Raw genomic sequence first — 12518 nt, 5'->3', positions numbered from 1 at the left:
GACTCTTCTCCGTTTAGAAAGAAGGAAACTGGATGAACGCTTTATCAAAACCTGCATTGTCACTGGCTGGCGTGCAATGGATGTTTTTCATGTTTGCCAATACGGTCGTCGTTCCGTTATCGGTAGGGGCCGCATTTGATTTGCCCGATCTGGAAATCGCCGGCATCATCCGAACGTCATTCATCGTAACGGGAGCAGCGAGCATTTTGCAAGCAACATTGGGTCATAAATACCCACTCATGGAAGGGCACGGAGGTGTATGGTGGGGGCTGGTGCTCAGTCTTTGTGCTTCTGCGCCAGCAGTTGGACTCAGCTATGCTGAAGTGGGGGGCAGTCTTGCGCTCGGTATTGTTCTCGCTGGAATTATGACAATTTTGCTCGGAGCATTTGGATTTGCCGGCACCTTGAAGAAGATATTCAATCCCGTCGTGCTGACGGTCTATCTGTTTTTATTATCCTGCCAGCTCATTATGGTGTTCTTCAAAGGGATGCTAGGAATAAACGAAGAAGGAAAGATTGATGCTTCGGTCGCCATGCTGTCGATCGGCATCGTGATGTTAGTTCTGATCCTGGCAGTAAAAGGGTTTGGCAAACTCGGGAATTATTCGATTTTAATCGGGATGGTTGTTGGCTGGATAGCGCATAGTCTTTTGTTTAAGGCAAGTGTGCAAGTGAGTGGTGGGTCTTCTATGTTATTTCCATTTTTGCCTTGGGGGGCGTTCCGAATGGATGTCGGCATCATTTTAACCGCTTTCCTCGCTGGATTGATTAATATGGCGAACTCCTTAGTGGCTATTACCACAATTGAAAAGCTATTTAAGCAAAAAACAACAGATGCCCAATACCGGCGCGCCTTTGTGCTGACAGGTTTGCATACGATTGTTGCTGGATTGTTCGGTCTTATCCCTTATGGCCCTTATACTTCCTCCATAGGTTTCTTGGAAAGCACGAAAATTTATCAGCGGCTGCCTTTTATTTTAGGTGGATTGCTTTTCATTGTGATGGGTCTCGTGCCGCTGTTCGGTTCGTTCTTCTCTCTCATGCCGATGAGTATAGGAGATGCTGTTCTGTTTGTCGCTTATTTACAGTTGTTTGGCAATGCCGTAAAGAATATCCGGCAATTGCCGCTGGAGGAAATCTCGTTGTATCGGTTGACCTTGCCAGTCTTGATCGGACTCAGTGTCATGACGATTGCGCCAGCTTCATTTAGCACCTTCCCAGTTCTTATGCAGCCAATCATAAGCAATGGCCTGCTTGTAGGAGTTCTCATTTCACTCATCATGGAAATAGCTTCAAAGAAGAATAAGGTGACAGGATAAATAAAGGTGGGTTCCATATACTAGGAACTCACCTTTTTTGTTGATTGTTTTTCAATCAATTCGACATCAAACAGTCTGCTTTTCTTTTCCATTGGTTCTTGGTTAATTAACGCAACGACATATTCCATTGCGGTCTTTCCGATTTCATAAATCGGCTGCGCAATGGTAGATAGCTCTGGAATCATCATTTCCATATGAATACCATCGAAGCCGATGACTTTTACATCATCCGGCACAGTAATGCCCCGTTCGATTAAAGCTTTGACCGCTCCGGCAGCCATTAAGTCATTGCTGGCGAAAACTCCATCTAGATCGGGATGGGCTTCAAGCAGTCCTTTCATCGAATCGTAGCCGCCTTTCACTGTGAAATCACTGTACGTAATGAGACTCGGCATGAATTGGCCAGTCTTTTTGTATGCATCTTCATAACCTAACGTTCTCTCGCGAGAGGAAGTGATATGCATCGGGCCGCAAATATGTACGATTTTCTTGCATCCTTGGGCAATCAGATGCTTTGTTGCCGCTATGCCGCCTTCCCGGTTGTCAGAAAGAAGTGAAATGATATCTTGTCCAGGCAATGCATTATCCATCAATACGACAGGGATGGAATGCTTCTGCAGTTTGGCCACTTGTTCAGGTTTTATCGTATAGGAAGAGATGATGAGGCCGTCGATCTGCTTCTGGATGAGCGTCTCAATATACTTTGCCTCTTTGTCTGCATCGTTATCCGTATTGCACAGCATGACTGTGTAACCGATTTCATGTGCGGCATCCTCCACTGCTCGGGCGATTTCAGGAAAGAAGGGGTTTAAAATATCCGGTACCATGAGCGCGACAGTCGCTGTTTTTTTGCCTGCTAAACTTCTTGCGATATTGTTTGGACGGTAATTCAGTTTTTCGATCACTTCTGTAATCGCTTGTGCCGCCTCTTTGCTTACATATCCGTTCTTGTTCAGGAAACGAGAAACGGTAGCGACAGATACGCCGGCCAGTTTGCTTACGTCTTTTATCGTAGCCATAAAGCACCTCAATTGTGATATCGTTTACACCAACATAGCAATAATCCATGTTTTGGTCAATGAAAGACTTGTAATATCACATTGACAGTCACTAAATTCATGTGGTAAATTACATGTAACCGATTACACAATAGTGTGAATGAGTTTAGTTTTGGAGTAGGGGAGAGGACTATGAATATACTATATGGGCTGTTAGGCTGCCTCGTCATCTTGGCGATTGCATTTCTACTATCCGAGAATAAAAAAAGAATCAACTATCGAGTAGTGGGTATCGGTGTTGTGCTGCAAATTTTATTCGGTTATATCGTGCTGAAATCAGCACTCGGCCGAGAGGTACTTGAAAAAATATCTGAAGGAGTCCGCAATATAATCCATTATGGAAACGAAGGATTAACATTCGTTTTCGGCGGATTGGCGGATGCTTCCCAGCCGACCGGTTTCATATTCGGAGTCCGAGTCGCTGCCATGGCAATATTCGTAACAGCACTTATTTCTGTACTCTATCATTTTGGCATCATGCAGCTTTTCGTCCGCATTATCGGAGGCGGACTTTCCAAGATTCTTGGGACAAGCAAGGCGGAGTCGCTGACGGCAGCCTCTAACATCTTCCTAGGTGTTCAAGAAGCGCCAGTGATCATCAAGCCATACATTAAAACGTTGACACGTTCCGAAATTTTCGCCGTCATGACCGGCGGACTGGCCTCGGTCGCAGGGGGAACACTCCTTGCCTACGCCGCATTGGGCATTCCAATCAATTATTTGCTTGCCGCCAGTTTCATGGCCGCTCCAGCTGGACTCGTATTCGCGAAAATCCTGATTCCGGAAACGGAAACGCCGTTAAATATAGTGGAAACAAAGGAATCAAAGCCATCCAGCGCCGATGAAGTCAAGCCGAGCGTGATTGACGCAATTACAAGAGGCGCCATGGAAGGGCTGAAGATGGCGGGACTGATCATCGCCATGCTGATTGCTTTCATTTCAATCATGGCCTTGTTCAATGGCTTACTCGGAGGCATCGGCGGATGGTTCGGCTATCCAAAACTGTCCCTTCAACAAATTTTTGGCTATATCTTCTCCCCGCTTGCGTTCGTCATGGGTGTTCCTTGGTCGGAAGCATTGACGGCAGGCAACTTGCTTGGCCAAAAAGTGGTGCTGAATGAAATGGTCGCCTTTACATCATTCCAGCCTTTGATTGATTCGCTGTCTGACAAGACCGTCGCTATCATGACATTCGCCCTTTGCGGCTTTGCCAATGTCGGCTCACTTGGAATCTTGATCGCCAGCATGACCGCATTCGCAGAAAACCAACGCGGCGTTGTCGCAAAACTAGGCATGAAAGCCGTCTTGGCAGGAACTCTCGCCAATCTTATGAGCGGTACGATTGCTGGTATGTTTATGTAATCAAATGAACCGTCCTGACGTTTTGTCGGGACGGTTTTTGTGTTGGGGCAATACGTGGCGTGGGGATAGAGTGAGAGGAGCGGTTTTTCGACGAGGTGATTATTATCTGGGCAGTGCTTGCTATTAATCTGGCGTTCGTTTCGCTATTCTGGCGTTCACTTTGTTAATCTGGCGTTCGTTTCGCTATTCTGGCGTTCATTTTGATAATCTGGCGTTCGTATCGGTATTCTGGCGTTCACTTTGTTAATCTGGCGTTCGTTTTAGTATTCTGGCGTTCACTTTGTTAATCTGGCGTTCGTTTTAGTATTCTGGCGTTCACTTTGTTAATCTGGCGTTCGTATCGTTATTCTGGCGTTCACTTTGTTAATCTGGCGTTCGTTTCGCTATTCTGGCGTTCGTTTCGCTATTCTGGCGTTCATTTCGGTAATCTGGCGTTCGTTACGATTAATTGGCGTTCATCCGGAGTTATTGGCGTTCGTTACGATTAATTGGCGTTCGGCTGGAGTTATTGACGTCCGTTACGATTAATTGGCGTTCATCCGGAGTTATTGGCGTCCGTTTCGACTTATTGGCGTTCACCCGGAGTTATTGGCGTTCGTATCGATTAATTGGCGTTCTGCTGGAGTTATTGGCGTTCAGCCCGCTAACCTGACGTTCAGCCCAATAAACCCCTTGTATATTCTTCCGGCCATCAAATAAAATCAGCCGCCCGATACCGCGAACACCCAAGCAAGCATCAGCATATTCTAATTAGGCGTATGATTGATAGGATGGAGGCAATAAAATGGTGAATTTTCAAGCGGTGAGCGGCAGAGTGACGGCGATTACTGATTTCATGATGGGGCCGAATGATATGATGACCGGGTGTTATAAATTGTTTACGGTGGAGGACAGAAACCGATCGATTGTTAATTTTGTTGTGGAGCCTTCCACTTATTTTGTGGATCATGTGTTAGTGAAAGTGGGCGACCAGGTAACAGGCTTCTATGATGCAGACTTGCCAGTGCCGTTCATTTATCCGCCGCAATATCGGGCGGTGGTCATGGCGAAAAACCAAGCGGGCCAATTTGTCGATGTCGATTATTTTGATAACCAGTTGGTGAACAGCAAAGGGACGCTGAAGCTGAATTTGTCGAGGCAAACGAAAGTTGTTTTGGAGAATGGGCAGGCATTTACTAGGAATCCGGGCAATCGGGAGTTAATCGTCGTGTATAGTGCCACGACAAGGAGCATTCCTGCCCAAACGACCCCGTCTCAAGTGATTGTTATGTGTTAACCACATCCTGCTTAGGATTTCCTGAGCAGGATTTTCTATTGGTTTTTCTAATAAAAAGCGCCGAGTTTACTGTCAACGATCTGTTTCACGGAATTCAATATCCTTTAGTGTTCCGGTCTCATTCCAATAAGTAATGGTGACGAAAACACCGAATTCTCGTTTGTCGTCTTTCAGCCAAAGCTTGAATTGTTCTTTGGTCAATCCGTCTTCAGAAGTGCTTCCGATATGCAAGTAGTCCACAATATTCACATTTGGGTACCGAGCCTGTGTTTCTTTTATTGCGATTTGGCTCCATTTAGCGTAGGTAGGCGTTTCAGCTTGAAAACTGGGTGTGGTAAAGAATGTGTGGGCAAGTGGAAACAACAACCCAAGGCTCATCAATACTTTTTTCATATAGAAAACTCTCCTTTTCCATATCATGAGTCATACTGCATAAATCATTCGCAACCTATTTGTGTAAATCTAACATGGAGTGTATTGGAGTTGTGTTATGATTCCAATAAGTGCGTGCCAAGGAGGCAAAGAATTGTCTCCTCTTGTATGGTTGTGTGATTTTATTTTGGGTAGATTGTCAAGTGCAACATAGTAAATTGACCTTTTTCATTGAGGCGAATGAAGAAAGAAATCCATCGTGAAAACGTTGATATGGAGAGTAATTTGAGTAATAAAAGGAAACGCAGCAAATGAGGTACCATCATTACTTTATTAGTTATGATGAGCGTGAATTGAAAAATAAAACCAATAAAGGAGGGGCTGGACAATTGATTATCATTGCATTATTCGGATCGGAAGAGACTGTGAACTTAGTAAAACGGTATGAAGATCATATTGATAATATAGCAATACAAGCCTTTCCCTATCGGACCGTTGACGATTTGGGAGAGCTGTTGCCACAAGCAGGCCATTGTGATGTCTACTTATTTTCAGGCATCTTGCCCTATGTACATGCGGAACGGCTGGTCGGGAGTTTTGATAAACCGGCTGTCTATATTGCCGATAATGAACTGAATGTTTCATTGACACTATTATCGGTTGTGCACCATCGGCTTGCTGATCTGGATAGAATCTCGATTGATCTGCCGGAACGCAAGAATTTGGATATTATTATCGAGCAATTACATATTGATCCAGAACCGATTTATGTGAAGGATTTTGCATGGGTGAAAACGGATAAAAGCATGGCTTTCCAGATGAAGCCGATTTTAGATTTCCATCTGGAATTGTGGAACGCTGGGAAAACAGATCTTGCAATTACGAGCATTCATGCGGTATACGATCATTTAGTCAATCAAGGGTTGCCGTGTTTGCGGATGGTGGATGCCGAAAAGACGATCTTAGATGCTTTGAAGGATGCCAAACATAAGGGGCTTCTTCAAAAAACAGAGCTTTCACAAGTGGCGGTCAGTACGATGTCCATTTCATTTCAAAATACAGAACATGAGCTTTCTCCAGAAGAAATGGAGCCCCTCTTCAGTGGCTTGCAGGAATTGTCCAAGCAAGTCAATGGAACCGTACAGCAGCTAACGAAACAATCGTTTGTTTTTTATGGAACAAAGGGAGGCATCGAATTTCTGATGGAGCACCAGGAACTGCTACATCCTGTTTTCTCCATTGCTGATCAATTATCCGTTTACCTGCATCTCGGATCCGGATTTGGCATGACACTTGTGGATGCGAAGAATAACGCTACGATTGCGTTATCGTATGCCCAAAAGCAAGAATCGTCACATTCCTTTATTGTCGTTTCAGAAGATAAGATGGTTATTAATCCGCAAGCAGCGAAGGAACAGTATGTCTTATTAACAGATGATGAACAGATTATCCAATTAGCGAAAACACTTAAAATTAGTGTGACGAATGTAATCAAAATGATTCAATTTCAAAAATCCAGACCGCTAAACCGTTTTACGTCTAGTGACATAGCCGATTATTTCGGAATTACAAAGCGGAGCGCTGAGAGAATGTTAAAGAAGTACATGGACGTTGGCTGGCTGCAAGTCATCGGAGAAGAGCAGCCTTATCAGAATGGTCGTCCGCGAGCCGTGTATCGATTAGATCTTCCTGATTGATAGTGTTGAAAAAAATAAAAGGGTCCCTCGATTTAAAATAGTCAAAATAGTTATTGACTATTTTTTTAATTTTCGATAGTATTGTTCCAAGTTAGCGTCTATATACCGACGTATAAAAAATGGGGGGAAACCAATGGGGGATCAAGTGAAAGTAAAAAGGAAGTTCCATGTACCGCATGTGTATGTTATCCTGTTTTCCATTATTATTTTGGCAGCGATTGCAACATATTTGGTACCGGCGGGGGAATACGACAAGATGGTGGATGAGAATAACCGGACCATTGTAGTGGATGGCACCTATCATTTTGTAGAATCATCGCCAACTAGCTTTCTAGGCATATTTCAAGCAATTCATAAAGGGATGCTGAACTCTGCCGGCATAATCTTTTATATTTTCATCGTCGGCGGTTCATTTGGTATTTTACATGCGACGGGAGCCATTTCGGCTGCTGTCGGTACAATTTCTAAGAAAATGAGCGGCAGGGAATATTGGCTGATTCCTATTTTGATGACGTTTTTTGCATTGTCCGGAGCCATGCTAGGTTTAGCGGAAGAAACTATTCCATACATTACAATTCTTGTGCCGTTAATGGTGCTGATCGGCTACGACTCCCTTGTCGGGGCGGCCATCGTGTTATTGGGAACTTCTGCAGGCTTCACCGCCGCTTTTATGAATCCGTTTACAGTCGGAGTTGCACAAGGAATCGCAGAGCTACCGATTTTCTCGGGGCTTGGATTCCGTATTGTTTTATGGGTCATCTTCTTAAGTGTAAGTATTTGGTATGTCATGCGATATGCGAAGAAAGTGAAGGCGGATCCTACGAAGAGTGTATTGTATGGGACAGAGCAGGATTTTGAGAAGGTTACAGTGGTCGAAGAAATGACGACACGCCATAAGATCATCTTTTTGATTCTGCTTGCAACATTGGTCGGACTCGCAGTCGGAGTCATCAAATATGGATGGTATCTGACTGAAATCGCAGGTCTGTTTTTATTAATGGGCATTGTAATGGGGATTGTCGGAAAGATGAAATTCGATACCATTGCCGAGTCGTTTATTGAAGGATGCCGTGTACTTGTCATGGGAGCGCTTGTTGTCGGTATTGCAAATGCGATACTCGTTGTGCTGCAGGATGGCGCAATCATGGATACGATCTTGCATGCATTTGCTTCCACCATTGGCGAATTGCCTTCAGTACTTGCAGCTTTCGGTATGTATGTTGTCCAATGTTTATTAAACTATATCATTCCTTCGGGAAGCGGGCAGGCCGCATTGACGATGCCGATTATGGCACCGCTCTCTGATTTGGTCGGCGTAACACGGCAAACTGCTGTGCTGGCATTCCAGTTTGGGGATGGAATATCGAATATCTTTACCCCGACCTCAGGGTACTTCATGGCGGGACTTGCATTAGCACGAATCCCCTGGTCAAAATGGGTGAAATGGATTTTCCCATTAATCATCATTCATTACGTCTTAGGTGCTATTTTCGTAACAATTGCCCATGTAATCGGGTTTTCATAATTTGATGGAAGAGGTGGAAAAAAGCTTTGAAACAACAAGAATTAATGGATTGGGTTATTGAACAGCGACGTTACTTGCACCAGCATCCGGAGCTTTCCCATCAGGAGCGCGAAACGAAAGCGTATATTGCACAGCAGCTTCATCAGTTAGGCATCGATACTTTTTCTCTGACAGGGAAGGACGTTATCGGCATCATCAAAGGGGACGGGGATGGCAAAGTAGTTGGAATCCGTGCAGATATGGATGCCCTCCCGATTCAGGAAGAGACCGGTTTGCCGTTTTCATCAAAAACAAGTAATGTCATGCATGCTTGTGGTCACGATGGACATATGGCAATTCTTCTCGGCGTGGCGAAAGTGCTCGTCAATAAAAAGGCAGAGATCAACGGGACAATTCTATTGATTTTCCAGCACGCAGAAGAGGAACTCCCGGGAGGCGCGATGGAACTAGTCGCGGCGAATCTTCTGGAAGGAATGGATGCGATATTCGGCTATCATTTATGGCAGCCCATTCCGTCAGGAGTCATTGGCATACGGGAAGGAGCGACGATGGCAGGGGCCGACCGCTTCTCCCTTACAATTAAAGGCAAGGGCGGGCATGGTTCGATGCCGCAGCAGACCATCGACCCGACTTTAATTATTTCGACGATCATCACGCAGCTCCATACGATTGTGAGCCGCAGCCTGGATCCGAAGGAAGAAGCGGTGCTCAGTATCGGAGAGTTACATTCCGGGTCCAATTATAATGTCATCCCGGACACAGCAGTAGCTTCCGGAACGGTCCGTTATTTTAATAAAGACACGTCGTTCCTAATACGTAAACGTTTTGAAGCCATTGTGGAAGGGATTTGCAATGCACACGGTGCAGCCTATGAACTGGCGTACGAACATGGCGATCCCCCACTCTTAAATGATGTCCGCTTGACCGGATTTATGGAAAAGCAGGCAAAGTCTCTAGTAGGGGAAGAGCGGGTGCAACGAATCGACGGGATTATGGGCAGTGAGGATTTCGCCTATTACTCAACAGAAATCCCTGCATCTTATATTTTTATTGGAATCGGTAAAGACTCGCATCCTTTTGGACACCATCATCCTAAATTTGATATTGATGAAGAGATGCTTTCCGTAGGTGTTGATTTATTCACAACGAGTCTGTTGGAGTACATGAAAGAGGGGGCGGGGAATTGAAAATTACATCAGTCGAGGTATATGCAATCCGGCTTCCGCTTCATGACCCGTTCATTGTCAGTTACCATACGTACAAGGACATGCCATCAATCGTCGTGAAACTGCAAACGGACAATGGACTTGTCGGATTCGGGGAAGGGACGCCCGATGAGCATGTAACAGGTGAAACATGGGAAAGCGTCTTCGCGGTGCTGAGCAAGACATTGGCAGCTGTTATTCTCGGAGAAAATCCATTCGACATCGAGAAAATCCATGACAAGATGAATCAGACGATCTTAGGTGCGACGACTGCGAAAGCCGCATTGGATATCGCTTGCTACGATCTTATGGGAAAAGCGGCAAATCAGCCAGTCTATAATTTGCTCGGCGGGCGGTATTATGACAAGTTGGAGCTTCCAAAAGTCATCAGCATTCTGTCGCCGGAGGAAATGGCTGAAAAAGCGAAACAGGCGGTGGCAGAAGGGTATAAGACCTTGAAGCTGAAGGTGGGGACAGATAAACGCCTTGATGTAGAGCGCATCCGCGCGGTTCGAGAAGCAGTCGGACATGAAATTGCGCTAAAAGTCGACGCCAACCAAGGCTGGGAGACAAGTGCCGATACGATGTATGTCCTTCAGCGAATTACCGACTGCCAGATTGATTGGATTGAACAGCCTGTCATTGCAACGGATATTGATGGTTTAGCAGAAATCAAACAAAAGACGACCATTCCGGTCATGATTGATGAAGGTCTTCATGGGGACAAGGAAATGAACGAAATCACTGTGAAACGGGCAGTTGATATGGTTAATATCAAACTAATGAAGTGCGGAGGTATTTATCCCGCTACGCATATTGTCCACCAAGCTCAGCTGGCAGGGTATACATGCCAAGTCGGCTCCATGGTGGAATCTGCTATCGCATCAGCTGCTGGATTGCATTTATCCACAGCCAAAAAACGGATTAAGAGCAATGAGCTTGTCGGTCCGTTAATGTTCAGCGAGGACGTGGCACAATTCGAGTTTCAAATTCCTTTTGTCCACCTTTCTGAACGTCCTGGCCTTGGTATTGAGGTGGACGAAGCTATCCTTGAAAAACTGACAAGTGACTATGTGAAGATTGAACTGAATTGAGGAGTTTTGCGGAGATAAGAAGAGAGTGCTTGAAAATTTTTAGTACTCTCTTCTAACATCTGAAATACCTGCTACTGCAAGCTTCGGAAGGGTTTATTATCTTTGCAATTAAATGAGTAATAAAAAAATCCATTGACACAGGCTAGAAACGAGTACTAGAATGAAACCTATAATTTAATAGACCTCGCTGCTGCTTACGCAGGTGAGGTAGAGGCGCGATATTTATTAGCGCATAGCGGAGTCCGGGAAGACGTGGATGCTATGAAGAAGGAAATGTCGCCGAAGTATGTAATGAGTTCTCGCCATTATGTACTGGGCCTGTAATGAATAATTACAGGACTGTCTTAATAAATTTGCCGATTTATTAAGTTGTGCTATCTCCACTTGAGATAAAGGGCGAGGAATTTGGAATGACTGCATCATTTCCGGTTCTTCTGGAAAGATCTAGTCTTTTTTTATTGCCTTTGGAGATTCTTTAGCACATAAAGAATCTCCTTTTTGTATTTCTAAAATTAACTATCATGCAGTCGATACCGGCTGTGAAAACGGAGGAAACTATGATGGAAAACCAACAAACCTTGTACTACGAGTTCGCACCGACAGAGGAAGGGAAAATGACTATCGATCCGGCAAAGACCGCTTTGTTGGTTGTTGATATGCAACATCAATTTATCAGCCGCGATGGCTTGGATGCAAAACTAGCACGGGAACGCGGCATGTTCGATAAATGGGAGTACTTCTTTGATCGGATTGATGACATTGTCGTTCCAAACAATAAAAAGCTGCTGGACTTTTTCCGTAGAAATCAACTGGAAGTAACCTTTGGCCGCATTGCATGCCATCATAAGGACGGCCGTGATCGTTCAGCCGTTCAGCGCCGTCCGGGATGGAACAATATTTTATTGCCAATCGGCGATCCGGGAGCTGAAATGGTGGAGGAGCTGAAGCCGCTGGATGATGAGATTGTCGTAAATAAAACAACGGACAGCGTATTAAGCGGGACCAACTATGAATTCCTTCTTCGCAATATGGGCATTGAAACGGTTGTATGTACAGGCGTGGTTACGGATCAATGTGTCGCTTCCACTGTCCGCAGTTTAGCAGATGCCGGCTTTGAAGTGATATTAGTTGAAGATGCATGTGCCGCAGCAACACAGCAATTGCATGATGCCGAGATTATGATCATGAATCAAATCTATTGCCAAGTGATGAGCACGGAAGAAACACTTCAGTTGATTGAAGAACAATTACAAGAAGAAATTCTAGTTTAATGATAGAGAGGAAGCGGGCGAGATGACGATCATGCAGCAAAATACATCAACAGATCAAGCGGCTCCGCAATTTAAGCGGGTGCTGAAACTGAGAGACCTGGTCATATACGGAATCGCCTTTATGACACCAATCGCTCCGGCTTATATTTATGGCTATGCTTCCGAGCTGACAGGGGGGATGCTGTCGCTATCTTATTTGGTTGCAATGTTCGCCATGATGTTTTCGGCATATAGCTACGGACGAATGGCTGCGGCTTTTCCTGTTTCGGGGTCCACTTATACATATACACAGCGTGCGATCAATCCTCATTTAGGCTTTTTCGCCGGATGGGCCATGTT

General features: G+C 45.0%; 11 protein-coding genes, 1 pseudogene and 1 riboswitch. Of the genes and pseudogenes, 10 read left to right on the top strand and 2 right to left on the bottom strand.

The window, feature by feature from the left end; all coding sequences use genetic code 11:
* Window positions 1-32 precede the first annotated feature (32 nt).
* A complete protein-coding gene (locus NCCP2222_RS16380; protein WP_248513428.1) occupies window positions 33-1319 on the top strand; it encodes a uracil/xanthine transporter in 1287 nt (428 codons plus the stop codon).
* 20 nt (window positions 1320-1339) lie between these two features.
* On the opposite strand, the gene NCCP2222_RS16375 is transcribed toward NCCP2222_RS16380, so the two are convergent.
* A complete protein-coding gene (locus tag NCCP2222_RS16375; RefSeq protein WP_248513427.1) occupies window positions 1340-2338 on the bottom strand; it encodes a LacI family DNA-binding transcriptional regulator in 999 nt (332 codons plus the stop codon).
* Between the two features lie 171 nt (window positions 2339-2509).
* On the opposite strand from NCCP2222_RS16375, the gene NCCP2222_RS16370 reads away from it, so the two are divergent.
* The 3 genes from NCCP2222_RS16370 to NCCP2222_RS16360 all read left to right on the top strand — a co-directional run bounded on the left by NCCP2222_RS16370 (window position 2510) and on the right by NCCP2222_RS16360 (window position 5015).
* Entirely contained in the window at window positions 2510-3739 is a 1230-nt protein-coding gene (locus NCCP2222_RS16370) for a NupC/NupG family nucleoside CNT transporter (RefSeq protein WP_248513425.1), read from the top strand.
* A gap of 448 nt (window positions 3740-4187) precedes the next feature.
* A complete protein-coding gene (locus tag NCCP2222_RS16365) occupies window positions 4188-4391 on the top strand; it encodes a hypothetical protein (protein WP_248513424.1) in 204 nt (67 codons plus the stop codon).
* 132 nt (window positions 4392-4523) lie between these two features.
* On the top strand, window positions 4524-5015 hold the full coding sequence (locus tag NCCP2222_RS16360) for a hypothetical protein (protein WP_248513423.1): 492 nt from the start codon (window positions 4524-4526) through the stop codon (window positions 5013-5015).
* 72 nt (window positions 5016-5087) lie between these two features.
* Here the strand turns inward: NCCP2222_RS16360 and NCCP2222_RS16355 are convergent, their stop codons facing one another.
* Window positions 5088-5408, bottom strand: coding sequence for a DUF3889 domain-containing protein (locus NCCP2222_RS16355; protein WP_248513422.1), 321 nt, complete (start codon window positions 5406-5408; stop codon window positions 5088-5090).
* A 290-nt stretch (window positions 5409-5698) separates the two neighbouring features.
* On the opposite strand from NCCP2222_RS16355, the gene NCCP2222_RS16350 reads away from it, so the two are divergent.
* From NCCP2222_RS16350 to NCCP2222_RS16325, 6 genes and pseudogenes are all read left to right on the top strand, one after another.
* Complete coding sequence (locus NCCP2222_RS16350) at window positions 5699-7084, top strand: hypothetical protein (RefSeq protein ID WP_248513421.1); 1386 nt, start codon at window positions 5699-5701, stop codon at window positions 7082-7084.
* A 133-nt stretch (window positions 7085-7217) separates the two neighbouring features.
* Entirely contained in the window at window positions 7218-8609 is a 1392-nt protein-coding gene (locus NCCP2222_RS16345) for a YfcC family protein (RefSeq protein WP_248513420.1), read from the top strand.
* A gap of 26 nt (window positions 8610-8635) precedes the next feature.
* Window positions 8636-9796 carry a M20 metallopeptidase family protein gene (locus NCCP2222_RS16340; protein ID WP_248513419.1) on the top strand — a complete coding sequence of 387 codons (1161 nt, stop codon included), beginning with the start codon at window positions 8636-8638 and terminating at the stop codon, window positions 9794-9796.
* Window positions 9793-10908, top strand: coding sequence for a mandelate racemase/muconate lactonizing enzyme family protein (locus NCCP2222_RS16335; protein ID WP_248513417.1), 1116 nt, complete (start codon window positions 9793-9795; stop codon window positions 10906-10908). The genes NCCP2222_RS16340 and NCCP2222_RS16335 overlap by 4 nt, the downstream gene beginning before the upstream one ends.
* A 200-nt stretch (window positions 10909-11108) precedes the next feature.
* Window positions 11109-11293, top strand: a riboswitch (Lysine riboswitch).
* A gap of 175 nt (window positions 11294-11468) precedes the next feature.
* Window positions 11469-12179 carry a cysteine hydrolase family protein gene (locus NCCP2222_RS16330; RefSeq protein WP_248513415.1) on the top strand — a complete coding sequence of 237 codons (711 nt, stop codon included), beginning with the start codon at window positions 11469-11471 and terminating at the stop codon, window positions 12177-12179.
* Window positions 12180-12201: 22 nt separating this feature from the next.
* Window positions 12202-12518 (top strand): annotated as a pseudogene (locus NCCP2222_RS16325) (amino acid permease); the annotation flags it as partial.

This window comes from Sporosarcina sp. NCCP-2222 (assembly GCF_023168145.1).
In the GTDB taxonomy this organism is placed as follows: domain Bacteria; phylum Bacillota; class Bacilli; order Bacillales_A; family Planococcaceae; genus Sporosarcina.
This window is presented reverse-complemented; position numbering and strand designations above follow the sequence as displayed.